We start from the raw sequence: 26,926 nt of genomic DNA, 5'->3' as shown, positions 1-26,926 counted from the left end.
AGGAGGTCATGCACGTTATGTATATTGCAGGGGTAATGTCTGGTACTTCATTAGATGGAATAGATGTAGCGCTCGTTCATATAGAAGGAAGTGGTGTAGATTCTAAAATCGAACTCATCCATTTTACTACTGTTCCATTTTGTAATGATATGAAAAATGAGATCCAACAAGCGTTATCAATTGAAACTTCGAATGTCCAACTTATATGTAGTTTAAATTTTAAACTTGGTTTATGCTTCGCCAATGCTGTAAAGGAAGTTTGTAAAGAGGCCAATTTTCCTTTGAGACAATTAGATTTAATAGGCTCTCACGGACAAACGATTTATCATCAGCCAAAGCAAGAAGGTAATATTCTTTCTTCAACTTTGCAAATTGGGGAACCAGCAGTAATAGCGTATGAAACGAATACGACAGTTATTTCTAATTTTCGAACGATGGACATGGCAGCTGGAGGACAAGGTGCACCACTTGTACCATATTCAGAGATTATTTTATATCGTCACAAAACTAAAAATAGACTACTACAAAATATCGGCGGGATTGGTAATGTGACTGTAATACCAAGTCAACTAAGTGAGAAGAGCGTTATAGCATTTGATACAGGTCCAGGTAATATGGTAATGGATGAAGTATGCCAAAGGTTATTTCAGTTGTCATATGATCAAAATGGTAAGATTGCAAAACAGGGGGTAGTTGTAGAAGAAATTTTGACATATTGTATGAACCACCCATTTTTGAAAATAAATCCACCGAAATCAACAGGTAGAGAACAGTTTGGAGAAGCGTTTGTGACTGAATTATTGAATCGATTTGAAAAGCATAGTAGAGAAAATATATTGGCAACTGTCACGATGTTTACAGCAAGTTCAATTGTTCATCATTATCAGGAATTTATTTTTCCGTATTATGAAATCGATGAAGTAATTTTAGGCGGGGGCGGAAGTTATAATCGTACACTTGTTGAAATGATACGATTTGGATTAAAGGAAGAAAAATGCAAAATATTTATTCAAGAAAATTTAGGCTATTCCTCAGCGGCGAAAGAAGCGATCGCCTTTGCGGTTTTAGCAAACGAAACGTATTATCGTAATCCGAGTAATGTGCCGAGCGCAACAGGTGCTAAGAATTCCGTGGTTTTAGGGAATGTAACATTCCCTCCAATATGTAAATGAAAATGAGGCGAACATATGAAGTATATGATCGGAGTAGATGGCGGGGGAACGAAGACAGAGGCAATTGCATTTGATCAAAATGGAAATGAAGTTGTAAGAGGTATGAGCAGATTTGGAAATGTATTAATAGATTTTGATGAGGCACTTTTGCATATTATGGAAGCAATTGATCAATGCCAGAAGAGTTTAATAAATGGGCATTGCGTTTGTGTTTGTTTAGGGTTAGCCGGCATAAGTGGCGCGAATACAAATGAATTAACATTACGTTTAAAAAAGAAATACGGAACAGAAATTGAAATTTTTAATGATGCAATGATTGCGCATGCAGCTGCTTTAAAAGGTAAGGATGGAATATTAACTATAGGTGGTACAGGGGCAATTTGTATCGGAAAGAAAGGAGAAGTGTATGAGTATAGCGGTGGATGGGGACATATTTTAGGTGATGAGGGGAGCGGATATTGGATTGCATTACAAGCTTTAAAGAAAATGGCAATTCAATTCGATCAAGGAATCAGTCTTTGTCCATTGAGTTTGAATATTCAAAGTCAGTTTCAACTGTTGACACCGTCTCATATAAAAAGCTTAGTATATACTTCTTCTAAAGATAAAATTGCAGCAATCGCGCCATTAGTTATTCAGGCAGCGAGAAATGGCAATGATTATGCGCATGAAATTATAATGCGAGCTGGAAAGGAATTAGCAAGAATTACGGTAGATGTTTATAACAAGATGCAATTTAAGCGCTCAACTCCAATTGCAGTAAGTGGCAGTATATTGCGTTTAGTTCCTGAAATATTTGCTGCATTTAAGAAATGCTGTGAAGAAAGTATTAAAGAAATTGTATTTGTATCACAAGCAGAAATGGCAGTGAAAGGAACATATTATTTAATGAGGGATATATATTTTTAAAAATAGCGTATGAGAATTTTTGTATGATTTGTAAAAATATGATGTTAAAATGTATAAAGGGATGTATGTTAAAACGTACAATATACGTAGTAATTGAATATTGTATATGTAATCCCATGTAGAAAGTGAATGATTACATGATTAATAGTATGCAGTTTTTATATTTGATGGCTTCTTATTTAATTGGAAACATCTTGACCGCTTATATAGTAACAAAATTGAGACATAACGTTGATATTAGGGGTGAAGGAAGCGGAAATCCTGGTGCAAGAAATATGGGGCGCGTATATGGAAAAGGGTATTTCATCGCTACATTTTTAGGTGATGCGATTAAAGGGGCAATCGTTGTTACTGTTGCAAAATATCTTTTTGAAGATCCTACATTCGTAATGTTAACATTATTGGCCGTTATTATTGGACATATTTACCCAGTTTTATTTAAAGGTAAGGGCGGTAAAGGTATTTCAACATTTATTGGAGGATTAATCGCATTTGATTATTTGATAGCGCTTACCCTCATAGGCATTTTTATTGTATTTTATTTAATATTTAAAGGATTTACGAAGCCAGGACTAATTACGATTGCTTGTTTACCAATTTGTATGATTTTTTATTCTTATTCTATTGTTACGGCTATTTTAAGTGGAATGATTATTGTACTTATTCTATATGTAAATCGAGAATAAAATGAATGTTTAATAAGTGGGGATAATCTCCACTTATCATTTTTTATTAAATAGATAAAGGAGATAAGGCATGGGGTTAATTTATAAAGTTGCTGATCAAGATTGGGAATTTGAAAGTATACATAAATTGAATTATAAAACTTTTGTAGAAGAGATTCCGCAACATGAAGAAACGAAAGACCGGTTTCGTATAGATCGGTTTCATGAAGAAAATACATATTTAATTTGTTTAGATGAGGATAGATTAGTAGGTATGGTCGCGGTGCGGGGAAAACGACCATTCTCGTTAGATTATAAAATTTCAAATTTAGATATTTATTTGCAAGAGCATGGAGAAAAAGTGTATGAAATTCGTTTACTTTCAGTAGAACGTGAATATAGGAATGGAAGAGCGTTATTAGGATTAATTCGTTTTCTACATCGTTATTTGCTTCTAAATGGATATGAATTGGCACTCATTTCTGCAACAACACGTGAACTAGCTTTATATGAGCAAATGGGATTCAAATCTTTCCATACGTTAGTTGGTACAGAAGAAGCAGCCTTCCAGCCAATGTATGTTACCCCTGCTATGTTTGAAGAATCGAGTGTTGGAAGTATTATGACGAAAGAATACACGTTTTTACCTGGTCCAGTAGATATTGAAGAGAATGTTCAAAAGGCATTTTCTACGCGGCCTATTTCGCATCGCTCTAAGTCATTTCAAGTGACGATGGACAATGTGAAAAAACGGTTACTTCACATGACAAAAGCAAAACATGTACAGCTTATGTTAGGAACAGGGACGTTAGCAAATGATGCAATTGCTTTGCAACTACGTTCTTTAAAAGGGAAAGGACTAGTATTAACAAATGGAGAATTTGGAAATAGATTAGTTGGGCATGTAAAACGAGCACAATTACATTTTGATACGTATAAAAAGGAAATGGGAGAGCCGTTTATTTATAACGAATTAGAAGAAATAATGACAACCGGAAATTATGAATGGCTTTGGTTTGTTCATCATGAAACATCTACTGGAATGTTAAACGATTTAAACGAGCTAAATACTCTTTGTAACGAGAATCAAATGAAACTATGTGTAGATTGCATAAGCTCAATTGGAGCAATACCAATAGACTTGAAGGATGTGTATTTTGCAAGTGGTGTTAGCGGTAAAGCGATTAAATCATATACAGGAATTTCTTTCATTTTTCATAACCACATTGTAAAAATAAACGAGGCTGTGCCGGCTTATATGGACATTGGTATGTATGAAGAAAATGAAAGCATTCCATACTCACAATCATGGAATTTAATTTATGCATTGCAAGAAGCGTTGAAGAGATTTGAAGATGAAAAGGCATTTGTAAAAATTAAAGAGACATACGATTATGTTGAAGAAGTTATTACTGATATGGGGTTAAAGCTTGTTTCACCTAAAGAACATGCCGCGAAAATTATATTTACAATTCAATTAAGCGAAGGTCAGTCTTCTAAAACGGTAGGTGATGCGTTAGCTTTACAAGGATATATTGTCCATTATGAATCAGCGTATTTACAAAAGAATAACTGGATCCAAATTGCATGCCTGAATCATTATAAAGAACGTGATATGAAGAGGATGTTAAATTGTTTGCAAATGTGTTTATTTCAGAGTGGGGTACATATATAAAGACTTTTTCTTTTCGTATAAAGGAGCTACGACTTACGAAAACTTAGGAATAGAACATTGGAAGAGGTGTAAGTATGATAACTAGAAAACTACCATTACATATAGACGATATTAAAAAAGCTCACAAGATTCTAGATAGAAATGCTCGTAAAACGCCATTAGTAAAATCTTTTTACTTGACTAGTAAAACGGGCGGAGAAATTCATTTGAAATTAGAAAATATGCAATTAACGGGTTCTTTTAAATTCCGTGGCGCATTTAATAAAATGTCGCGGCTCACGGATCAAGAAAAAGAAAAAGGTGTAATTGCATGTTCAGCAGGTAATCATGCACAAGGAGTTGCATTATCTGCTCATTTACTCGGTATTAAGAGTAAAATTGTTATGCCAATTTCTGCACCGCAGGCGAAAGTTGAAGCAACTAGAGGATATGGATCTGAAGTGATTTTACATGGTGAAACCTTTGATGATGCAAAGGCAAAATGTGAAGAAATTATAAGGGAAACAGGTGAGACATACTTACATCCATATGATGATGTAGAGGTAATGGCTGGTCAAGGTACAATTGGATTAGATATTCTTGATGATATGTGGGATGTAGATACTGTTATTGTACCAATAGGTGGAGGCGGAATTATTTCTGGTATTTCTGTAGCATTAAAATCTTTTAATCCATCGATTAATATAATTGGTGTCCAAGCAGATAATGTTCATGGAATGAAGGCATCTTACGATAAAGGAGCAATCGTAGAACATTATGAGGCACCTACTATTGCAGATGGTTGCGCAGTTAAAATACCAGGGGAATTAACATTTGAAATTGTAAAAGAATTAGTAGATGATATTGTAACTGTATCAGAAAAAGAACTGGAAGTAGCGATGAAAGATTTATTACAACGTGGGAAAGCTGTTGTAGAAGGTGCAGGTGCATTAGCAACTGCTGCACTTCTTGCAGGAACAGTTGATAGTTATATAAAAGGGAAAAAAGTAGTAGCTGTTATATCCGGTGGGAACGTGGACTTACAGCGCATATCAAGTGTATGTGAGCACTTTTTTGTCGCTAATGAAGTGAAATAGTTTTATAAAAGAAGAGCTAAGAGAAATGATCTTAGCTCTTACTTTTTGTCTACCGTTTACTGTAAGTATCAATAATTTTGCTGTTTAATGAATTGTTTTATTTAAGCGCCAATTTTTACACATATCTTGAACGTTACAATAATTATTTCAATATTGTCGAAACATAAGCAGAAATTTAATATAATAGTTTTAATGTGCTAATGAGCGGTGAGGAGGGCAGGTCATGAATAAAGAAGAACAGGTCATGAACGGTTTCAGGGAATTATATAATAAGCTGGTTTGGCTTAATAAAGATAAGATGGAAGAAGGTCTTAAAGGTTTTAAGTCTTCTGAAGTCCACTGCATTGAATATATTGAAAACAATGCAAATTCTAACGTGACGCAACTCGCAGAGGCTTTTTATGTGACTCGCGGTGCTATAAGTAGAATGACTAAGAAGCTCATACAAAAAGGCCTTGTTGAAAGCTACCAAAAGTCAGAAAATAAGAAAGAAATTTATTTTAAGCTTACCGAACAAGGGAAAGAAATTTATAAAATCCATGAAGATCTGCACAAAGAGTTTCAAGAGCGGGATAAAGCTGTATTTGAGCAAGTAACTGAAGAAGAATTCGACAGTATAATTAGCTTTGTGGAAAAGTATAGTAGACATTTGGATGCAGAAATAAAGAAACAAGGTATACATATTAAATCGTAATACATTTTAATAATAAAATGGCAGCCTTACTCTAATATGAGAATAGGCTGCTTTTTTATTATTTTATCTTTGTTGACTAATCAACAAAACAGGGTTATCATTTTGTTGACGAAGCAACAAAACGTTTTAAGGAGAGAAGTTAAATGTCTATATTTAGATCACAAAATGAAAGGGAAACTGAAAAAAGCATAGATAAACATGCGTTACTATTTGGACTTATTTCTGTATTTCTTTGTGGTATAGGTTTCAGTATCATCATGCCTGTAGTCCCATTCTTAGTACAGCCATATACAAGTAATCCGGAAGAACAAGCATTAGTTGTTACACTACTAACTTCCGTATATGCGGCCTGTGTGTTTTTAGCTGCTCCAGCACTCGGGGGTTTAAGCGATAAGTATGGCCGTCGTCCATTACTTTTAATATGCTTATTTGGTTCTGCAATTGGGTACTTAGTTTTTGGCATAGGAGGAGCTTTATGGGTATTATTTGCTGGACGGATAATAGAAGGTATAACAGGTGGGAGCATAAGTACTATCTTCGCATATTTTGCAGACATCATTCCGAAAGAGCAGAGAACGAAATACTTTGGATGGGTGAGTGCAGTTGTAGGTGCGGGAACTATTATTGGACCAACTCTTGGGGGCTTACTTGCAAAGTTTGGTCATTCTGTACCTTTATACTTTGGAGCGTTCATAACTTTATTAAATGTTTTATATGGTATGAAATACATGCCTGAGAGTCTTGACAAAAATAACAGGTTAAAAGAGATTACTTTTGTAAGGTTAAATCCTTTTGCACAGCTAGCAAATATACTTTCCATGAAAAATTTAAAATGGTTACTTATCTCAGCGTTTTTACTTTGGATACCTAACGGATCTTTACAAGCAATTTTCACGCAATTTACAATAGATACTTTCAGTTGGAAACCTGCATTAATCGGACTTATGTTTTCAATTTTGGGCTTTCAAGACATTGTTTCACAAAGTTTTATCATGCCAAAGCTTTTAATCAATCTTAGTGATAAACAAATAGCTATTCTTGGGATGGTTTCGGAGATTATAGGATACAGTTTTATTGCAGCATCAGCTGTATTTTCACTCTATCCACTACTAATCGTTGGAATGCTAATGTATGGTTTTGGGGATTCAATTTTCGGGCCTTCATTCAACGGGATGCTTTCAAAGTCTGCCAGTTCTAGTGAACAAGGAAGGATTCAAGGTGGAAGCCAATCTATTCAAGCTTTAGCAAGAATGATTGGTCCTATTCTTGGAGGACAAATCTATGTATCACTTGGTCATGCCGCACCTGCTTTTATGGGTATGATTCTTATAGTAGCGGCAATAGCAGTTTTGTATAAGGGAACGTATGAAACTGTATAACAGATAGATATAAGAACAAATAAAAGGGAGTCAGAACTTAGGAACAAGTGCTGATTCCCTATTTGTTTACGGTTTGAGAGCTAAGAGAAATGCTTTTGTTTAGGAATTTATTCTGCTATGCTCTCATGGTGAAGGGTAATATTCAGTGAGGTGGAACTATCATTAATTACAGTTAGCTTTATTTGAAAGTAAAAAGGTAGGTAAATGACTAGATAATTTCATTATGCTTGTGCTGAAGTAAATAATGACTCCATCTTTACTTTGCTCTTTTCTCGAATTTCAGCATCTGCGTGTCTCATAACGTATTTATGCGCTACAGCGATTGCTAAAACATCATCTAATAACCCAATCCCAATAATAGCAGCTATATCTGGAATGAAATCGATTGTTAATACGTAATAAGATAAAGCGGCTAATATTATGAATTTCGCCTTAGTAGGTAATTCTTTCTTTTTCATTGTGTAGAATAAAATAATACTTTCATATACGCTAGATTTACCGAGGTTTACAGAGCTTTTTTTGAACTTTTTCCAAAGTGTCTGTTTCTCCATATAAACACTCCTTTTACAAAACATAGATTTTTTAAAAGGATGGACAAAGAAGTGAGAGATTAATCAATTTTATTGTTTTTCTTAATTATATATTTCCATAAAAATAGGGGATTACCTGTTTAAAATAATATAATGTGGATTATGTAACGATTCATAGTGTTCCGTTACATAGTATATATATTGTAAAATGTATGTGGATGATTTAGTTATTATTATGCATTTTATAAGCGGTATGGGGGAAGCAAAATGAAAATAATAGAACTACCAATTGAATTCGAATTTAACGGGCAAAAACAATGTATTTATCCAAGTTTAATTATATTACATAATGAATTAACGTTAGTCGATACAGGATATCCAAGTTTTTTACCTTTAATTGAAAATGCAATATTAAAACATGGATATGAGATAAAAAACTTAAAGAATATAATTATTACTCATTATGATGATGATCATATAGGGTCTTTATACGATTTTAAATTGAAATATCCTCAAATTAATGTTATTGCTAGTGAAATTGAATCTAACTATATTAGTGGTGATATAAAATCAGAGAGGTTAGTTCAAGCTGAAGAAATGTTAGAACGTATGCCAAATGAAGAAAAAGAATTTGGTAAATGGTTTATACAACAGTTAAAAAATATAAAACATATTTCCGTCGATGAAAAAGTGCATGATGGTCAAATGATTTTGAATAATGAATGTCAAATAGTAGCGACGCCAGGACATACTTCGGGGCATATTTCATTATATTTTCCGAATTTAGATTGTGTAATTACGGGAGATGCGGCTGTTCAAGAGAATCGTGAGTTAGTAATAGCTAATCCGAATTTTTGTTTGGATATAGAAAAAGCGAAACAGTCTTTAAACAGGATTAAAAGTTTTAAAGCAGCAGAGTATTATTGCTATCATGGAGGAAAGCTTACTGTATAAATTAATGAAAACCGGTCTTTCCTAAATCGAAAAGATCGGTTTTTTAGTTCATATATTTTGCGATTTCAACCAAATCAGTAACATTATATTTCGGTAAAATTGAAATATATATGTAAAGAAGAATATATATAATTTGAGCAAGGGTATAGGGGGGAGAAGATGGGTTCGTTATTTGATGTAATAGCAAAATTAAGAAGTTCATTTTGTCTTCTACTAACATGGAAGCATTAATAAAATCTGAGAAAAAGCAAAAAGATTTTGTTCATCTAGTACAGGATGAATATAAAAAAAGAAGATAAGAATTTTTTTGTTTTTCATATTTGGCGAAACAAATGGTACAATGAAAGCTAATGTGAAAAATAAGGAAAAGAAGTGGTCTATTTGAAAAACTTTTTAGAATTAGGAATTAGTGAAACTTTTAATCATACATTACGTGAAAATGGAATTACAGAAGCAACACCAATTCAAGAGCAGGCAATTCCTGTTATTATGTCTGGTAAAGATATTATTGGGCAGGCAAAAACAGGTACGGGTAAAACGTTAGCATTCGTGTTACCGATTTTAGAAAAAATCGATCCAGAGTCTAGTGATGTTCAGGCCTTAATTGTTGCACCAACAAGGGAACTAGCTCTGCAAATTACAACTGAAATTAAAAAAATGCTTGTTCAAAGAGAAGATATTAATGTACTAGCGATTTATGGTGGGCAAGATGTAGCACAACAATTGAGAAAATTAAAAGGTAATACACATATTGTTGTTGCAACACCAGGACGATTATTAGATCATATACGACGTGAAACAATTGATTTAAGTAATCTTTCAACGATTGTACTAGATGAAGCGGATCAAATGCTTTATTTCGGTTTCTTATATGATATTGAAGATATTTTAGATGAGACACCTGATAGTAAACAAACGATGTTATTCTCAGCAACGATGCCAAAAGATATTAAAAAATTAGCGAAACGTTATATGGATGAGCCGCAAATGATTCAAGTACAAAGTGAAGAAGTAACGGTTGATACAATTGAGCAGCGTGTCATTGAGACGACAGACCGTGCAAAGCCAGATGCACTTCGTTTTATTATGGATCGTGATCAGCCATTTTTAGCTGTTATTTTCTGTCGTACAAAGGTTAGAGCAAGTAAGCTTTATGATAATTTAAAAGGATTAGGTTATAATTGTGCTGAACTTCATGGTGATATACCTCAAGCGAAACGTGAAAGAGTTATGAAGAGTTTCCGCGAAGCTAAAATTCAGTACTTAATCGCAACGGATGTAGCAGCTCGTGGACTTGATGTAGATGGTGTAACGCACGTATTTAACTATGATATCCCTGAAGATGTAGAAAGTTACATTCACCGCATTGGCCGAACAGGACGTGCAGGTGGATCAGGTCTTGCAATTACGTTCGTTGCAGCGAAAGATGAAAAACATTTAGAAGAAATTGAAAAAACGCTTGGTGCACCAATACAAAGAGAAATAATCGAACAACCGAAGATAAAACGTGTAGATGAAAATGGAAAACCGGTACCAAAGCCGGCTCCGAAGAAATCAGGTCAAAATCGTGAAAGAGATAGCCGCGAAGGTTCAAGAAGTGATTCAAGACGTGATTCCAGAAATAGCTCAAGAAGTGATTCCAGAAATAGTTCGAGAAATAGTTCGAGAAATGAAAATAACCGATCATTTAATAAGCCAAGTAATAAAAAAGGTAGTACAAAGCAAGGTCAGCAAAGACGTGGTCGTTAAATAGTTATAATTGTAAAAGAGTCGCAAAATATTGTGGCTCTTTTTTTGTTTGTATACAACAAGGATGATGGCAAGAAAAAAACAAAATTTCATTCACCGCATTTGAAATTTATAAAGGGAATTTTATAGTCCAAAACCATTAGTGCAAGGGTATTACTATCATTCAGCAGAACACTTTGGTTAAAAGAAAAGGTATTGAAGCGAGCGAGTATTTTCATTATACATTCCGCAATTATTGAAATAGAACAAGAGAAGTTTATGAAGGATTAAACTCGTATTGGTGTACGATCGTTGGAAACTGGAAAACTAATTTGTTAGTTTTGATCAATGAGGAACTCGAGAAGCACCACTGCCATCCTTATGGGGAAATTGCTTATGACGATGAAGGTAATGTAGTGATAATATGCGAAATAAGAAAAAAGGACTAGCAGTCGTACCTGCCGTCCTTTAATAGGAGAAAAAGTAATCTTGTTTAGAACTACGCATAAACAGAAAATCTGCTTGTAATTAGTTTTACCCTAAATATACGTGTCTATACAAAAAAGGGATAAGTAAAAAATACTTATCCCCGGAAGGGAAATCCCAAGTACCAAAATGGCTCGTATTGGTCTGCAGGTTCAAAAGTAGTATATGTAAAACGAAAAATCTCATACAAAAAGCAGACAACGATTTTGGTTGTCTGCCAGTGAGTTCAATGAGTTAGCTAATTGTGATAATTTGCATCCCCATTGCGAGAAGAGTGAAGCTGCTAGTTCAAACAGCTTGTTGGTATTATTTTCGATTTCTTAAAAAATATACAGAGAAAGTAGATAAGTGAAGAACCTACCTGTTTTTGCTGTAACAAAAGAAAGAGGTATTAGCCGTGGACACGGCGGCTTGAAAATAGTATGTATTTTTATTTGGAAAATATTCACGGGGTGAAGAAACGTGGAATGTTTGATAAAGGTGTTTGTGAAATTAATCAGCTAATTAGTAAAACAAAATAGTTATTTGGAAGAAAAGGAAAATGAATATGAGATGAATTGAAGCTGTTGAAGAATTACTTGAAGTGATGAAAGAATGCTTTTGGAACGGAACATCTTTAAAGGGTGAAGCTAATGATTTTAATATTGTATCTTGGCTGATTGAAGAAGCGACGCGTAAAACAAAATAAAGATTTCATTTTGTAGCAATGGAGAATAGATATGTGTACTTATTGGGGGAAAGTAGATAAAGAGTTCTTTAAGAGGCAAGAACCGGAACAAAATAAAAGAGCGGCTAGCAAAAGCTAACTGCTCAATACAAGGAGATACAGAGAAGACTACTTTAAATGAATGTTGGCATACAGCCTACATACAGTATTGACCGAATATTTATTTTAAATTCAATTTATTTAAAGTAAACATCCCAACAGATAAAATGGTTGCGCCTGCTACAGAACCTAGCCAGTTTCTCCAACCTAATGTATTTAAAGATGCATCTGTTAAATCTGTAATTAAGAAGATAGCAAATATTAATACACCAAATGTTAAGCATCCCCAAAATGTTTGCAAATATTTAATCATCTTCTTTCGGAACTTGCTCATATAAATCACCCTTATTAATAATTTATATTTTTATAAATAAATTATCGCATGTGCAAAAATTAAAAGTGCGAAATATGCAATATTACATATTGGAACTCAACAAAATACTCCATTGATAAGTACATAGATCGAACGGAGGGGAACCGTATCGTATGAATCAATTGTCATTTTTTGAAGTCATCGATGTAAAGGAGATGCGCTGACTTGTGGTGAAGGAGCTGAAAAACTACAAAGTGTTGTGCGTCTGGATAAAGAATCGAGAAAAATAGGATCAAGCGGAGGGCATCGTTCTTTTCCTAAAATGAAAGGTGACGATAAGAAACATGAGATACGTTTTAAACAAATTGAGCGGACGTTAAAAAATAAAAATTTATAAAGGAAATGGAAAGTATGGTGTTGTATATGTACGATAATAGGAAACTTTTTGCAAACTAAACATATAATTTTAATAGACCGACAGTCGGTCTGATGGGAAGGAGAACTTGAATGCGAATTGTAAAGGAGTATGAGGAGCGTAGAAAGGAAATTTTAGAAACAGCTGAGCGTTTGTTTCTTACGAAAGGTTATACGAAAACAACCGTGAATGATATTTTAAAAGAAATTGGTATAGCAAAGGGGACGTTTTATCATTATTTTAAGTCGAAGGAGGAAGTAATGGATGAAATCATTATGAGGATTATTAAAGAGGATGTCACTAAGGCGAAAAGGATTGTCTCCAATCCCGATATCCCCGTTTTAGATAAGTTATTTAAAATTTTAATGGAACAATCACCAAAATCAGGAGATGTCAAAGAAAAAATGATTGAACAATTCCATCAACCAAATAATGCAGAAATGCATCAGAAAAGTTTAGTGCAATCCATTATACATTTATCTCCTGTATTAACGGAAGTTTTAGAGCAAGGAATAGAAGAAGGCATATTTTCTACTCCATACCCACAAGAAACAATTGAATTATTACTCTCTTCAGCACAAGTCATATTTGATGATGGTTTATTCCAGTGGAGACCGGAAGAAATGATGAGAAGAGCTAAGGCTTATATTAAAATGATGGAAGTATCTGTTGGAGCGAAAGAAGGGTCCTTTGATTATATGATCGAGGTTTTAATGAAACAGAAATAGCTTTTTTCTGTTTGGGTGTTATAGACCGGCAGTCGGTCTAGACTAAATGAAGGATGTGATGAAGATGCCAGCAAGTATTCAATCTTCCTTGAAAGATTTTCACTTAATGGTAAGTGGTCAAATTATTACTATTTTAGGTTCAACACTATTACGTTTTGCACTGTCTTTATATGTGCTAGATATAACAGGACGTGCCGATATATTTGCAGGGTTATATGCCATAACGAGTATCCCGTTTTTGTTAGCTCCTCTTGGCGGAGCGATAGCAGATCGTTTCAACCGCCGTAATGTAATGGTCATTTTGGATTTTATAAACGCTGCTATTGTATTAAGTTTTATAGTTTTGTTATTAACTGAATCGGTATCTATTTTATTGATTGGAGCAATTATGTTTTTACTAGCAGTCATTAGTGCAATGTACTCACCAGTTGTTATGGCAAGTATTCCGCAATTAGTTCCAGAGAAAAAGTTAGAACAAGCAAACGGTATCATAAATGGTGTGCAAGCATTATCTAATATAGTTGCACCTGTACTAGGAGGAATATTATATGGCATAATTGGTTTGAAAATGCTCGTAATAACAAGTTGTCTTGCTTTCTTTTTATCTGCAATTTTAGAAATGTTTATTACAATACCTTTTATAAAAAGAGCGCAAGAAAGCCATATCATACCGACAATTGTAAAAGATATGAAAAAAGGTTTTCTTTATGTTTTAAAGCAACCTTTTATTTTGAAGGCTATGTTACTTGCAGCTTTACTAAACTTAATTTTGACACCGTTATTTGTTGTTGGAGGACCTATTATGTTACGAGTAACTATGCAGAGTAGCGATACGATGTATGGAATTGGAATGGGATTAATTGATTTTGCAACCATATTAGGGGCATTGTCAATCGGTTTCTTTGCTAAAAAGTTACAGATGAAAACATTATATAATTGGATACTTATCATAGCTTTATTAGTAATGCCAGTGGCACTATCAGTTACACCGTTTATTCTTAATTTAGGATACTATCCACCATTTATCCTCTTTATACTTTCTTCTCTTCTAATCGCAATGATTATGACAATTGTATCCATCTATGTGATTACTGTAGTCCAAAAGAAAACACCAAATGAAAATCTAGGAAAAGTGATGGCATTTATAACAGCGGTATCTCAATGTATGGCACCAATTGGGCAAGTCGTATATGGTTTTATGTTTGAAGGATTCAGTACGAAAATTTATTTACCTATATTTGCTATTAGTTTCATAATGATAATAATAGCGGTGGTGACGAAGAAAATATTAAGAAATGAAGGGAACTAGCTTCATATGATTAGGAGAATGTTAAAAAGAGTCAGCGGATTCGGTGAGCAAGTCGCAGTTTGGATAAACGGTAAAGTTGATCGTGTAGATGCTAAGTTTACTGAAAAGATAAAATAATCATTTTAGAAAGTGGGTTCGCTTATGAGTGTAGCAAGAAGTCATGAAGAGATGAAGGAATCACGTTTGAAAATATACATGGCTTTAGAAGAAGCTAACTTCATTTGGGATGAAAGAGATGTAATTCGTTTTCGTGAAATGTGGAATCAAGGTATGAGTTTACCAGAAATGGCGGAAGCACTAAGGAGACATCATGCTGAGGTTGCGCTCCTTGTAATAGATCAGGCTGATAAGTATTTAATTGAAAATCGTCCGATAGGATTAGGAATTTGCTAAATAGGAAGGAGAAAATAAAATGAAAGCTATGGAAAATGGTGTATATGAAACAACTAAATTAGTTAGTAAATCAAAGGGAGGAAAAGCTGCAATGAATATTAATCAAATCAGTGAATTAGATCAATATCAAGAAGCGGCATTATGCACATGGAATACAAATAATGATTTCGGTGGACATGTTTTAAATGCAGCATTAGGGCTTACGGGAGAAGCTGGCGAGATTGCTGATGTTGTAAAAAAAGCAATTTTTCATGGTCATGGATTTGATCTGGCTCATTGTCCAGGAGAAGAAGAAGGGAATACGCATAAAATCGCTTTAGAGTTAGGAGACATCTTGTACTACATTTCAATCATGTCTCACGAAATGGGGTATACCCTAGAAGATATTGCTCAAATGAATATATCTAAATTAGCAAAAAGATACCCAGGCGGATTTAGTCGAGAAGCTAGTCAAAATCGTGTAGATGTGAAGTGAAAATCGTAATAAAAAAGAGCCATGAGTGGAAAGGCTCATAGCTCTTTGTATAAGGGTAATGATTTTATAGGTAAATATTACTATAAAGTACCAAAAAATTCAATGTCAGTAAATTAATTGGTATGTGATTTAAATTTCATTAAAAAGGAGGAATAGAGGAATATGTAAAAGAATTTGGAAAATCCATAAAAAAAGAATTCAGTAAAACTCTGAATTCTTTTACACGTAATTTTATTGGTTAATCCATTTAGAAATAATAGGATAATGAAACTCTTTTTATTGTAGCACATATAAAATCCCTTTTATCGGTCCGAAAATTAACAAAAGGAACAGTATTAGATATAAAGGAGCTATGCTGGAAATAATCAAAGTATTATTTGAAGTCAAGTCTAAATTAGACAAGGATAGCATTAAGATTCTTATTATTAAAAGATTCCAAATCGCTGTAATTATCCAAATAAATAGTTGATAAAACACAGCCTCAAGGATATTTTTTCGAATGTTTTGTGATTTGTATATAAAATAAAAAATCAACGGTATATAAAAAATTGTGATGCTAAAGAAAATAAGAATAAAAAAAGATAATAAGGTAAGAAAATACATAATTAATTTTATGTTCTTTTCTTGAGTTAGGATCATTAAGGTCCTCCTATATGTATGAGATTTGTTGTATCTATTAAAAATACGCGATGTAGGTAATTATAATATGAAAATTAATTGTATTAGAATTCTGTATCAAAAAGAACACGTAATAAATTAAAAAAGAGCTTTATTTTATTATAGATAAATAGGTGACTCAGCAATTGTGCTAGCCGAGTCACCTAGTACTATCGAAACAAATAATGTTCTTTTTCTATATGTAGTTATGTGGAGTTCCTAAAGGCTAGCCTCAAAAAATAGTTAAAGAACAAAGAAAATTATTTTAGAAAGAACTAGATTTTATTATGTTAACGCTACAACAGCAAGAGTTAAGCCCAATGTATTTAATGTATTAGAATATGGTCCTACATTAACAGTAAGAGTACTTGTTATACCTGAAGGTGTAGTGAAAATAGCGGGTGCTGATACAGAAGTGAATCCTGCAGTATATCCCAGAGAAGTACCAGAGCCAATGATTGGATTATTATTAAGGTACATAGTGATACCTGCCGAATTACCTCCTGGTTGAATGATAACTTGCACTTCATAGATTGCCAAATAGGTTCTTCCACCTTCAAGTAAAACAGTTTTTGGTGGTGTGAATGAGATTGCCGTACCATTAGAATTTACCACGGTATCTAGTGGAATTGCAGAATTTACAGAAACTATTGATGGGGTAGTTTGAACAACATTTAAACTGTTAGCCGTGGGGGATGGACAAGTGCAAGGGTTGTGAAGGTTAGAGTTATTATCATTTTGGTAATTCACAAATAATCAAGCTCCTTTACGTAAGATAATTTTTTATCCTATATAAAACGTAGCTTTTTTGTATCTAAGTTATTTTTAATAAGTTTTTAAAGAGAAGTCGAATATTGGTGGTCAGTCAATTCTTAAAAATATTTGATACTCTGGGATTTCAAAGTGCATCTGATAAATATATATGAATGTTTTTTTTAGGACATTACTGTAAGTTAGGAAACATAAAAAAATAGTTATTTGAATTAAATAGAGCACCATTAGAGATTGGGGTGCTCTTAAGCCAAGACCTATAATGTGGATTACTAAAGTCTGTGTAAGTATATGAACGTTGTATATAAATAGTACAGAAAAAGAAAATTTAACAAAGGTTAACTGTATGAATCTAATGGGAATTAATTAAAGAATACTGTATGCAAAATTGATGATAATGTTATCCATCCAAATGTAATTGTAATATATTTTAAGATTTTCATTATGGTAATAATGCGCCACTAAAAAAATTACTACTGCCTACAGTTAAAGTTCCGTTTTCTGCTGCAGAAAATTGTATATCTATTGTTTGGCCAGCTAATAAATCAATAATAGTTGTAATTTCAAGTTGAGGTGTACCACCAGTAGTAATTGTTCCTGTTTGGCTAGCAACTGATACTAAATTTTTTCTTATAGTTATTCTTAGAGTAGAAGTCGTACCTAAAGTTGGATTAAATCCTATACTGGCACTGAATAAATAGATACCATTTATAGGGGCTGTAAATGTATTCGTTACTGGAGAATACCCTCCACCATTATTAAATATTATACTACCATACGATACTTGAATATCTGCAGGAGAAGTAAAAGACTGTGCAACATTTTTTTCTGCACGAAAATTAATGTTAAATGTGGGTCCGGTAGGCCCAGTGTTCCCGGTAGGCCCAGTGTTCCCAGTAGGCCCAGTGTCGCCAGTAGGCCCGGTGTTCCCAGTAGGCCCAGTGTTCCCAGTAGGCCCAGTGTCGCCAGTAGGCCCGGTGTTCCCAGTAGGTCCGGTATCGCCGGTAGGCCCGGTGTTCCCAGTAGGCCCAGTGTTCCCAGTAGGCCCAGTGTTCCCAGTAGGCCCGGTGTTCCCAGTAGGCCCGGTGTTCCCAGTAGGCCCAGTGCTGCCAGTAGGTCCGGTAATGCCAGTAGGCAGAGTAAATGATGGGATTGGTGGGAAAGTAGGCCCAACTAGGTCGGGAGAAATTGAAATTTCAGATTTTATTTTAGATGAATTGAATCTGTCTTTCCTAGACATACGTGACCGGTTAAATTTGTCTTTTCTAGACATATGTATATCATCCTTTCTTAGAATCTCAGATTATATCCAGTAGATGCATGATATGAATTGGGTGTGATTGTATTTTGAGATAATAAGAAACAAATTTATCTAATCTAACTATAAAAATCAGAACTAAACAAAAGCGTTATTTTATAGTGATGCAAAAAGAGTACATATCGAATATGTACTCTTGAAAAAAGGAAGTGTATATAAGTGATGAAACACTATACTACAACATATGCTTGTCTCATTTAAAAGTGCAAGGAATATAACAAAATAGTTATTTTGTTATATAAAAAACATGCACAAAAATTGTGCATGTATAGTAAAAGCTATGTCTTGTCTATATAAAGATATGCTTAGTTTATATAAATCGTGTGTATGTTTGAACGAAATAGTTATTTGTAATATAAAGAGCGCTTTTTAAGGCGCTCCATGAACAAAACTAATATTGAAAAAGAATACCACATGATATTTTATGTATGTTCTTAATGAATGTGCAGTTTAAGAAAATCTTTCTTTTGCACAACAAAGCAGCTAGTTAATAAAACTAACTGCTTGTTGTACAAAAGAAAATTAGGCCCTACAAGTAAATGATATGTAACTTTAAGTTACAACTATATTATAAGCAGAATTAAACATGTTATGCGGTAATAAAAATAAGCTTAATCAAACTTTCATTTTGTATTAAGTTGGAATATAAAAAGAGCACTTAGTAAAGTGCTCTCGTGACGAGTCTCATTTTATAACGACTATTTTATAAAGAAAGGAACTCAGGATATTATATGTGCGCCAGTCAATTGAGTACCTTGTACAAATAAAGAGCAGCTAGCAAAAGGTAACTGCTCATATAAGGAAATCGGAGAAAGATAACCATGTGTCTACAGTATTGACGGAATATTGGTTTTTATTCGTGAGGAACTACGATTAACTTAATGCATAGCCCATAATAAAAGTTAGTGTTAAAAACACTGATAATAACAGTGTTAGTAGAACTGTTACTATGCTTCTAAGCATTGATATCCAATTATCTATTTTAGAGAATCCTTTAATACCAGCAAAAAAAGTTCCTATTGAAAAAATGAGTACGAAAAATAAACGGCGTTTATAAAAGATGCATTTATTTCAGGTGTACATACTTCAAGATATAAAAGAAAAAAAGCAATGCAAACGAATGAAAAAATAAAGGACCATAGATTTATATTATGTTTCATAGGTTGCTCCTTTGTTATCGAAATATTTCTATTAAATTTTAATGGAAAATATAAGGAAAAGATAGTGTTTATAAATTAGAATGAATTTTTTAACAAAATAATCCTTTTAAAGTAAAACAAACAGAATATAGTCCGGCTAGAAAACTAGAGGGCACCAATTCATTAAAGCAGCAATTAAAGCTGTTTTAGGAATAGGTGTCCTTTTTATTTTGAAAAGAGGGATGGAGAAATATGAAGGCACTAAAAGAACAATTACGCGAGTGGAAAAAGCAATCCAAGCAAGGAAAGAAGAAAAATAAGAAAAAACAAAAAGAGAAATTAAGTACTCGTGAAATTGAGGATTTAATGGGGATGCATAGACCTTGTTATGAACGAAGACGCGGAGCAATAAGACAAAAGTAATTTAAAAATAAAAAGGAGTGGTCTTACATGAATAAACAATTATCTTTCTTACCAAAAATTGATAGAGTAGCAACGCAGAAAAAATTAGAAGGTGTTCTGGAAAGTGTGCGTTTGTATAGGCAGTTTGGAATGATGCGTGAAGAAATGAAAGTCACTCCTTCTTATGAAATTAGATATCACGGGCCTACAAATGATGTAGGGAAGCTACTAGAAGATATAGCGATGGCTAATATTCAACAAAGTAAAAGAGAAGAGTGGATTAAGCAAACATCATTTCGTATTGACCAGTTTCTTAGTCGTTTGGGTAATGGACGTGCAGGAAAGGATCAAAGAGACATCATCATTAAGCGTTATTTAGAAGATGAAGATGTATGTGATTATATGGTATATAACGAAATCGGCATGAGCGAGCGTACTTATCGACGTGTTAAGGCTAGAGTATTTTATAAACTTGCTTTTGCTCTTAGATTAGAAGTTTACGAGACAGAAGAAACTGGAGGTAATGAATAATGAATTTTGTTCAGCCAATACGTGATCCAGAGCAAATACAGCAGCTTAAAGAATATTTTAAAGAAAAGTGCTTACGTAATTACATTCTCTTCATTATGGGAATCAATACAGGCCTGAGAATCTCGGACATTTTGAAATTGAAGGTAGGAGATGTCAAAGGTAGTCATATATCTATGCGGGAAAAGAAAACAGGGAAACAGAAACGAATACAAATTACTGCAGCACTGAAAAGAGAACTTAAATGGTTTATTGAAGAAAGAGAAGATAATGAGTATTTATTGCAAAGCAGACAAGGTAAGAATCGTCCAATTGGTCGTAGCATGGCATATAAGATATTAAGCGGAGCAGCGGCAGAGTTTGGGTTAGATGAAATAGGGACACATACGTTGAGAAAGACATATGGGTATCATATGTATATGCAAACAAAAAACATAGCATTGCTCATGGGGATATTTAATCACTCGTCAGAGAAAGTCACGTTACGTTATATAGGTGTAAATCAAGATGCAATGGATAAGGCAATGACTAGGTTTAAAATTTAATCATTACTTTTTCTTTTAGGATAGTTTAAATTCTTAGTCTGATTGGGACGGGATCACCACAGCAAAAGATTTGCAGGTTACGTTAAGATCCATTTTAGGCAGAAAAATATTAGTTCTCTGAAGAACTATCATCATCACTCCTGTTCGATAATCTTGAGAAAATATTTATCTGAATAAAAAATTAACATTTTTTCAATTTCCTGTAATTATAATTAAAGGTATTCTGTTAGTGTTATACAAATGTATCTGTCGATCTATTCCATGTATGAATCTAGTCTGGCAATCAACAGAATATTCCACACACCAGTGAAAAAGGGGGAAAGTTTATGCAAAGAATTTTAAAATTCCTGTTCATGTCCGTTTTTTCTTTGATTTGTGTTTTGTATGTTCAAACGAATGCTTTTGCCGCACCAGCATACGAGGGAGTTGTCAAAATGAAGCAGCCTTCAGGCGAATCTTTTGAGGGCACGTTACATGGAGATGAATGGTTCCATTGGGTAAGTACAAAGGATGGCGACGTACTTTTACAAGATCAGAAGGGGTATTGGAATTACGCGGAGCTTACATCAGATGAACTGAAATCGACGGGGAAAAAATATAAAATTGATAAGAAGCCTTCAATGGCGGTAAATGAGAACAATTTGAACAAATGGATAAAGAATTACAACCCTCAAGCAAAGAAAAAACAGGAGCACATGAATAAATTACAAAAAGAATCACCAAAAAATATTGATGGAACTGTCACTCCAGTTTTAGGAAACAAAAAATTACTTGTTTTGTTAATTGGGTTTACAGATGTTGATATTGCATATAACGATAACGATTGGAGTAACAAATTCTTTTCTACAAATCAAAAGTCAGTTAAGAATTACTATAATGAAGTAAGTAACGGAAAAGTACAGATAACTCCAGCTCCTGAAACATATGGTACTCAAAATGATGGAGTGGTTAAAGTGAAATTAGATTACGCTCATCCGAGTACATCGGGAAAAAGTATGGGTACGGTTATAACAGATGCACTGGCTAAAGCTGATTCTCAAGTGAATTTTGCTAGTCTTGATACTAATAATGATCAAGTCGTTGACTCTAAAGATGGCTTCTACATTGTAAGTTTTCTTGCTGGTAATGAACAGGCTAGTGGGGGGCCACTTCCAAACATTTGGGCGCATCAGTCATATGCTCCTAATACAAATCACGATGGTGTTACAGTATCAGGCATGTATACAGCGCAGGGTGAAAAACAATATGGTCATATGGCGACAATTGGTATACCTGCTCATGAGTTAGGGCATTCTTTTGGTCTTCCAGATCTATATGGTGACAATAACCGTGTAGGTAGTCTAAGTATAATGGGGAATGGAGCTTGGAATAGTCTTCAAGGGGAAGAGTATGGAACTACCCCAGATCATATGGATGCTTGGTCAAAGGTAAAACTGGGCTTTGTAACACCAACTGTAGTAAATACCACTAATAACTTTACTCTAAATGCAATCCCAAATAACTATAATGTGTTAAAGATTCCTTTAAAGGATAATACGTATTTTTTAGTTGAAAATCGCGCAAAGGTTGGGTATGATGCGAGCTTACCAACAAATTCTGGTGGTATTGCGGTTTGGCATATTGATGAATCTATGAATAATAATTCCAGTGATCCGCATCCTTTCATTGATATAGAGCAATCAGTCAGTGAATACCAAGACCCATTCTATTACACGAATCAAAATCATGCTGCTACCTTTGGTCCAGACACTAATCCGAATAGTAATACCTACACGGGAGAAAAAACAGGAGTAACGATTACAACGACAAGTACAAGTAATTCTGCTATGAATGTAGCAGTCACAACAAAAGAAGCTAGCTTAATTCCGCAAACAAACTGGACACTAAAATATGTAGATAGCTATAATTGGTACAATTTAGGTACGTATGCCTTTGATGGAAACAAAGACACATTTTGGCATACAAACTGGAGCCCTGTAGCTCCAATGCCACACGAGATTCAAATTGATTTAGGTGCAACTTATAACCTCTCCAAATTCAGCTACTTGCCAAGGCAAGACGGCCAAATAAATGGAACGATTAAGGACTATGAGTTTTACGTCAGTAGTGATGGAGTAAACTGGGGAACAGCGGTATCCATAGGTGCTTTTGCAAACAATGCTAACTTGAAAGAGGTCAGCTTTGCAAACAAGACAGGTCGTTATATTAAACTACGTGCATTAAGCGAGGTAAACAACAATCCATGGACAAGTGCCGCTGAAATTAATGTATTTGGAGTGGTTCAATAATATATTTGTGAGGTTATCTAATTAAATCATTGATACGCTAGTCCAAAGGGTTATCATCTGCTGAGAGTTCGCTCGGCATTTGATAACCTTTTTGTTCTATACTAGCCAATATGCAAAAGAAAAAGATGGATTAATAAAATTCATATTCTTAGCTTGATAGCAATGTGGTGGTACTCCTTACAGTTACTCATAAATTTTGTACTATGTAACTCAAAAAAGAAAGTATTATAAATTCAATGATACCAAGGGATTCAGCGAAGGGGGCAGTTACACACAATATAAGATATAGGTAAGTCATAGAGAACTTGAAATGATATATTAATTACTTTGTGAAAATAGTATGGATTAAGAAGATAATGATTTCAAATCGTCAAAGTAGAGAAAAAGATACGAATGATTAAATTCAAATGTGGGTTATAAAATTATTAATATAAATATAACGATTTTAAAAATGGTCAATGACATTTTCCTCAAAAATGGAAAAGTTGATATAAAAGCACATAACCGTTTACAGCCCAATACATATAGTGTCAGTGTAGTGATAAGCAAGTACAACATGACTGCAATGAAAAATCATTTTTCTGTTAGCTTGTTTTCATTACGAGTTAAATTAATAGAACTTCTGTTAGTTATTATGAAACGCATCTTTGTTATAGGATCGGGGGGGATATCTTGGCTGCAGAAAAAGGATATAGAAGTGGTTGTGGTTATAGCGGAGGATTTGCATTACTAGTCGTATTGTTTATCTTGCTTATTATCGTTGGCGCTGCTTGTTTCTGCTAGTTTATGAACTTCTAGAGAGGAGGAGTGTATCTTGGCTGCAGAAAAAGGATATGGAAGTGGTTGTGGTTATAGCGGAGGATTTGCATTACTAATCGTATTGTTTATCTTGCTTATTATCGTTGGTGCAACTTGTTTTTGCTAGTTTATGAACTTCTAGAGAGGAGGAGTGTATCTTGGCTGCAGAAAAAGGATATGGAAGTGGTTGTGGTTATGGCGGAGGATTTGCATTACTAATCGTATTGTTTATCTTGCTTATTATCGTTGGTGCAAGCTGGTGCGGATATGGTGGTTTTTAAGTAATAACCTTCTTATATCACCAAGAATAAATAAAGGGTTGCTTCACGTAGTGTGAAGTAATCCTTCATTAATATAGTTTAATATATGTTTAGAATATATAATGTGTTCGTTATGAAAGGAGAAAAAAATGGGATCTAGCCCATATTTTAATAAAAATGTTTCGTATCAAACTTCATCTATTCCAATAACCGAAGTAACTCAGAAGAAAAGTCGAATAATAGCGGCCGAAGCTGTTACACTTCCCAAAACGAATAATGAAACAACCAATGAAGCAATCAATGGAACGACTGATGAAAAATTAAAAAAACAGAAAAATAATTCATCTGATTATTCGCCATTCCAAATTAACATTCCTTATTTTAATATAAAAATAACTTCGACAGAGATATTAGGTGTTGCTAAATCCGTATTTATGCAAGCTCTTATTCAAAAGGTTCAAGATCCGGTATTTTTAATGAATCTTTTGAATAGTGAAGGTGGAAAGAAACTACTTAATTTAGCAGGTGATTTTTTTAAAGATACTGCTACGAAATCAGAAAATGATAAAGATGAAAACTAACATCAGCCTTTATTATATACATCTCTTTGATAGCTCTAATTTCATAAATACTACAATCACAAAAGATAGGGATTAAAAATAATCCCTTCTTTTTTGAGCATAATTGTATTTTTTTATTGTAATTATATGTAAATAAGATGATGAAAAGTGACAGGGTTATGGCCGTTTTTTTGGCAGTAAATGTGCCGGTCGTTTTGGAGTTAACGTGATATATTTGTATTGTGAGAAGTGATGGAAAACACAACTCATAATATACCTTTATAATCTATAAAATCAATTAATGGATAATATGAGCCGTATGATGGCTAGTTCCGCAAGCCAATTAGGAGGATTAAAGACCGTCATGAGTGGTGTATATGGAAGTATGTCAAACAGTAGACAAGCCATGACAAATAGTGTATCAAATCAAGTCATTAATAATTCTTTCGGATCATCTGGCGGTGGAGTTATTCCAATGCTTGGTGGAGATTTAGTTATTGAAGTACCCGTAAATTTAGAAGGAAGAGACGTGGCACGCGGTACTTATCGCTATACAACCGAGTATCAAGAAAGAGAAGAAAAGAGAAACTCAGCCTTTTAGGTTTGGGTTTCTTTTATTTTATAAAGAAACGGAGTGTCAAAATGAGCTCTTTTACATTCAACAATCAACGAAAAGAATATATCCAACTAGAAAAAGGATGGAGCCCGCCAACATGGGCACCTCTAAAACGTAAATTTTTAAACACGCCTGGATATCCAGGCGCAAGATTATTAGGAACGGAAACAGATCCTCGTCGACTTTCTGTCCCTGTGGGAATTATCGTTCCAGATGGAACAGATTTAGAAACGTTAAAAGAAGAAATAGCGACATGGTTAATTACTGAACAAGCAGCCGAGCTAACTTTTGATACAAAACTAGATAGGACATATATAGCTGTTATTGATGAAGATTTTAATGTTGATAATTTTGTGAGTTTAGGAAAAGGCACCTTAAAATTCATTTGTCCAATGCCTTATAAACTAGGCCCAAGGAGAAAAATAGATTTCAAATTACAAGGAAGTAGATTAATTACAAATATATCGAATAATGGGAGTGAATATTCTGATCCTACGTTCACAGTTAAGGTAGAAAATCCCTCTACTTTTATTGATATTTCACAAAAAAAGGAAGAAGAAATTCAACATTTTCGTATGGGATACCCTGTTTCTGTGGAAGAACGAACAGTCGAGAAAGAACAGCTTGTTATGCACGATGAAATGAAAACAATGGTTGGTTGGACTCAAAATGGTCCAAACACTGACGAAGGTGAAAACACAGGAACTCTAAAGTCAGATAGTGAGCGCTTTGTTATAGATAACTTTGGGGCAGGTAGTAAATGGCATGGCGGAGTGGCTAGGAAAATGCTGAAAATTATTAAACCAACAAAAGCAAACGTTTTAGCTGTACCTTTCGGAGCAAAAAGAGCTAAAACGATTGAGATAGGTATTAAAATTAAAAAAGGGCCAGCAAAATATAGATTGAAAAATAAGAATCCAGTTAAAAACATTGAAATGAAACCAAAGTATTCTCTCATTGTGTTATCCCTTCTTAAAAAGTGAATTATGCAGATTATACCATTGCGAAAATGAATCAAAATGATTATGTAATAAAATTTTTATTTAGGGTAAATGGAATTGTTATAAATGTATTTCAGCTAGCCCAAAACATAGCCCCGATGATAGTAGCAATAATAATGGAAAAGAAGGGTTGGAAAATACTTACAAGTATAAAAGCTATAATAGCAAAATTCCTTCCTATACCTTTTGGAGCAAAAATAATTAAAACCAGTGATACAAATATTAAATAAATTAAATTACTATATATGAATAAGATTGAAGTGGAATTTTAACAAAAGCGTTATTTTATTAGAAAAGTATGATTATATGAAATATCATGCATGAAAGAAGAGGCGTTAGCAAAAATACGCCTTAACGAAATCAGCTTGATTTTTCA

The 26,926-nt window shown here is 33.8% G+C and carries 27 protein-coding genes and 3 pseudogenes; 24 read left to right on the top strand and 6 right to left on the bottom strand.

The window, feature by feature from the left end; genetic code table 11:
* The first annotated feature begins 17 nt into the window (after nt 1-17).
* From anmK to AU379_RS11885, 7 genes are all read left to right on the top strand, one after another.
* Nucleotides 18-1,172, top strand: a complete 1,155-nt coding sequence (gene anmK, locus AU379_RS11915; RefSeq protein WP_000274971.1) for an anhydro-N-acetylmuramic acid kinase AnmK — start codon at nt 18-20, stop codon at nt 1,170-1,172.
* A 15-nt stretch (nt 1,173-1,187) separates the two neighbouring features.
* On the top strand, nt 1,188-2,081 hold the full coding sequence (locus tag AU379_RS11910) for a BadF/BadG/BcrA/BcrD ATPase family protein (protein WP_000876626.1): 894 nt from the start codon (nt 1,188-1,190) through the stop codon (nt 2,079-2,081).
* A 137-nt stretch (nt 2,082-2,218) separates the two neighbouring features.
* Nucleotides 2,219-2,767, top strand: a complete 549-nt coding sequence (plsY, locus tag AU379_RS11905; protein ID WP_061139296.1) for a glycerol-3-phosphate 1-O-acyltransferase PlsY — start codon at nt 2,219-2,221, stop codon at nt 2,765-2,767.
* A gap of 70 nt (nt 2,768-2,837) precedes the next feature.
* On the top strand, nt 2,838-4,421 hold the full coding sequence (locus AU379_RS11900) for an aminotransferase class V-fold PLP-dependent enzyme (protein ID WP_061139295.1): 1,584 nt from the start codon (nt 2,838-2,840) through the stop codon (nt 4,419-4,421).
* A gap of 74 nt (nt 4,422-4,495) precedes the next feature.
* Nucleotides 4,496-5,497 (top strand): bifunctional threonine ammonia-lyase/L-serine ammonia-lyase TdcB, encoded by a 1,002-nt coding sequence (gene tdcB / locus AU379_RS11895; RefSeq protein ID WP_000632954.1) that lies wholly within the window; start codon nt 4,496-4,498, stop codon nt 5,495-5,497.
* Between the two features lie 223 nt (nt 5,498-5,720).
* Nucleotides 5,721-6,191 (top strand): MarR family transcriptional regulator, encoded by a 471-nt coding sequence (locus AU379_RS11890; RefSeq protein WP_001030906.1) that lies wholly within the window; start codon nt 5,721-5,723, stop codon nt 6,189-6,191.
* 143 nt (nt 6,192-6,334) lie between these two features.
* Nucleotides 6,335-7,570 (top strand): tetracycline resistance MFS efflux pump, encoded by a 1,236-nt coding sequence (locus AU379_RS11885; protein WP_000021821.1) that lies wholly within the window; start codon nt 6,335-6,337, stop codon nt 7,568-7,570.
* Nucleotides 7,571-7,791: 221 nt separating this feature from the next.
* On the opposite strand, the gene AU379_RS11880 is transcribed toward AU379_RS11885, so the two are convergent.
* Complete coding sequence (locus AU379_RS11880; protein WP_000415089.1) at nt 7,792-8,121, bottom strand: DUF1232 domain-containing protein; 330 nt, start codon at nt 8,119-8,121, stop codon at nt 7,792-7,794.
* A 246-nt stretch (nt 8,122-8,367) separates the two neighbouring features.
* Between AU379_RS11880 and AU379_RS11875 the strand changes: the two genes are divergently transcribed.
* Both AU379_RS11875 and AU379_RS11870 read left to right on the top strand, forming a co-directional pair.
* A complete protein-coding gene (locus tag AU379_RS11875; RefSeq protein ID WP_061139294.1) occupies nt 8,368-9,054 on the top strand; it encodes an MBL fold metallo-hydrolase in 687 nt (228 codons plus the stop codon).
* 372 nt (nt 9,055-9,426) lie between these two features.
* Complete coding sequence (locus AU379_RS11870; RefSeq protein WP_061139293.1) at nt 9,427-10,803, top strand: DEAD/DEAH box helicase; 1,377 nt, start codon at nt 9,427-9,429, stop codon at nt 10,801-10,803.
* A 1,352-nt stretch (nt 10,804-12,155) separates the two neighbouring features.
* Here AU379_RS11870 and AU379_RS11865 read toward each other — a convergent pair.
* Entirely contained in the window at nt 12,156-12,368 is a 213-nt protein-coding gene (locus AU379_RS11865) for a hypothetical protein (protein ID WP_061139292.1), read from the bottom strand.
* 486 nt (nt 12,369-12,854) lie between these two features.
* Between AU379_RS11865 and AU379_RS11860 the strand changes: the two genes are divergently transcribed.
* The 5 genes from AU379_RS11860 to AU379_RS11845 all read left to right on the top strand — a co-directional run bounded on the left by AU379_RS11860 (nt 12,855) and on the right by AU379_RS11845 (nt 15,667).
* Complete coding sequence (locus AU379_RS11860) at nt 12,855-13,490, top strand: TetR/AcrR family transcriptional regulator (RefSeq protein WP_061139291.1); 636 nt, start codon at nt 12,855-12,857, stop codon at nt 13,488-13,490.
* Nucleotides 13,491-13,554: 64 nt separating this feature from the next.
* Nucleotides 13,555-14,799 (top strand): MFS transporter, encoded by a 1,245-nt coding sequence (locus AU379_RS11855; RefSeq protein WP_061139290.1) that lies wholly within the window; start codon nt 13,555-13,557, stop codon nt 14,797-14,799.
* A gap of 18 nt (nt 14,800-14,817) precedes the next feature.
* Nucleotides 14,818-14,916: a DUF3954 domain-containing protein gene (locus AU379_RS29065; protein ID WP_223697793.1), complete on the top strand. Its 99-nt coding sequence runs from the start codon at nt 14,818-14,820 to the stop codon at nt 14,914-14,916.
* A gap of 24 nt (nt 14,917-14,940) precedes the next feature.
* Nucleotides 14,941-15,192, top strand: a complete 252-nt coding sequence (locus AU379_RS11850; protein WP_000109540.1) for a hypothetical protein — start codon at nt 14,941-14,943, stop codon at nt 15,190-15,192.
* 19 nt (nt 15,193-15,211) lie between these two features.
* Nucleotides 15,212-15,667, top strand: a complete 456-nt coding sequence (locus tag AU379_RS11845; protein WP_000646384.1) for a nucleoside triphosphate pyrophosphohydrolase family protein — start codon at nt 15,212-15,214, stop codon at nt 15,665-15,667.
* A gap of 276 nt (nt 15,668-15,943) precedes the next feature.
* On the opposite strand, the gene AU379_RS30960 is transcribed toward AU379_RS11845, so the two are convergent.
* From AU379_RS30960 to AU379_RS30945, 4 genes and pseudogenes are all read right to left on the bottom strand, one after another.
* The gene (locus AU379_RS30960; RefSeq protein ID WP_000604164.1) at nt 15,944-16,306 is read right to left on the bottom strand and encodes a hypothetical protein; all 363 of its coding nucleotides are present in this window, start codon (nt 16,304-16,306) and stop codon (nt 15,944-15,946) included.
* A 303-nt stretch (nt 16,307-16,609) separates the two neighbouring features.
* Nucleotides 16,610-17,074, bottom strand: coding sequence for a hypothetical protein (locus AU379_RS11835; RefSeq protein WP_001109253.1), 465 nt, complete (start codon nt 17,072-17,074; stop codon nt 16,610-16,612).
* A 463-nt stretch (nt 17,075-17,537) separates the two neighbouring features.
* Nucleotides 17,538-18,335 (bottom strand): exosporium leader peptide-containing protein, encoded by a 798-nt coding sequence (locus AU379_RS31135; RefSeq protein WP_347362595.1) that lies wholly within the window; start codon nt 18,333-18,335, stop codon nt 17,538-17,540.
* 951 nt (nt 18,336-19,286) lie between these two features.
* Nucleotides 19,287-19,573, bottom strand: a pseudogene (locus AU379_RS30945) (hypothetical protein).
* Between the two features lie 231 nt (nt 19,574-19,804).
* Here AU379_RS30945 and AU379_RS30570 point away from each other — a divergent pair.
* The 10 genes and pseudogenes from AU379_RS30570 to AU379_RS11795 all read left to right on the top strand — a co-directional run.
* Entirely contained in the window at nt 19,805-19,975 is a 171-nt protein-coding gene (locus AU379_RS30570) for a hypothetical protein (RefSeq protein ID WP_000645544.1), read from the top strand.
* A 27-nt stretch (nt 19,976-20,002) separates the two neighbouring features.
* Nucleotides 20,003-20,485 (top strand): ArpU family phage packaging/lysis transcriptional regulator, encoded by a 483-nt coding sequence (locus AU379_RS11825; protein WP_001041486.1) that lies wholly within the window; start codon nt 20,003-20,005, stop codon nt 20,483-20,485.
* Complete coding sequence (locus tag AU379_RS11820; protein WP_001012153.1) at nt 20,485-21,027, top strand: site-specific integrase; 543 nt, start codon at nt 20,485-20,487, stop codon at nt 21,025-21,027. Before AU379_RS11825 ends, AU379_RS11820 begins: the two co-directional genes overlap by 1 nt.
* Nucleotides 21,028-21,353: 326 nt before the next feature.
* Nucleotides 21,354-23,315 carry a M6 family metalloprotease domain-containing protein gene (locus AU379_RS11815; RefSeq protein ID WP_001188941.1) on the top strand — a complete coding sequence of 654 codons (1,962 nt, stop codon included), beginning with the start codon at nt 21,354-21,356 and terminating at the stop codon, nt 23,313-23,315.
* Between the two features lie 672 nt (nt 23,316-23,987).
* Complete coding sequence (locus tag AU379_RS29050; protein WP_080117658.1) at nt 23,988-24,098, top strand: YjcZ family sporulation protein; 111 nt, start codon at nt 23,988-23,990, stop codon at nt 24,096-24,098.
* 31 nt (nt 24,099-24,129) lie between these two features.
* Complete coding sequence (locus AU379_RS29045; protein WP_071740200.1) at nt 24,130-24,240, top strand: YjcZ family sporulation protein; 111 nt, start codon at nt 24,130-24,132, stop codon at nt 24,238-24,240.
* Nucleotides 24,241-24,268: 28 nt separating this feature from the next.
* Entirely contained in the window at nt 24,269-24,394 is a 126-nt protein-coding gene (locus AU379_RS29040) for a YjcZ family sporulation protein (RefSeq protein ID WP_223697795.1), read from the top strand.
* Nucleotides 24,395-24,522: 128 nt separating this feature from the next.
* Nucleotides 24,523-24,954 (top strand): hypothetical protein, encoded by a 432-nt coding sequence (locus tag AU379_RS11805; protein ID WP_000535862.1) that lies wholly within the window; start codon nt 24,523-24,525, stop codon nt 24,952-24,954.
* A 271-nt stretch (nt 24,955-25,225) separates the two neighbouring features.
* A pseudogene (locus tag AU379_RS11800) lies at nt 25,226-25,534 on the top strand (phage tail tape measure protein); the annotation flags it as partial.
* 41 nt (nt 25,535-25,575) lie between these two features.
* Nucleotides 25,576-26,343 (top strand): annotated as a pseudogene (locus AU379_RS11795) (distal tail protein Dit); the annotation flags it as partial.
* Nucleotides 26,344-26,926 lie beyond the last annotated feature (583 nt).

This window comes from Bacillus sp. JH7 (assembly GCF_001563515.1).
Classification (GTDB): domain Bacteria; phylum Bacillota; class Bacilli; order Bacillales; family Bacillaceae_G; genus Bacillus_A; species Bacillus_A cereus.
Note: the sequence above shows the minus strand (reverse complement) of the source record. Positions and strands in the feature narration are given on the sequence as shown.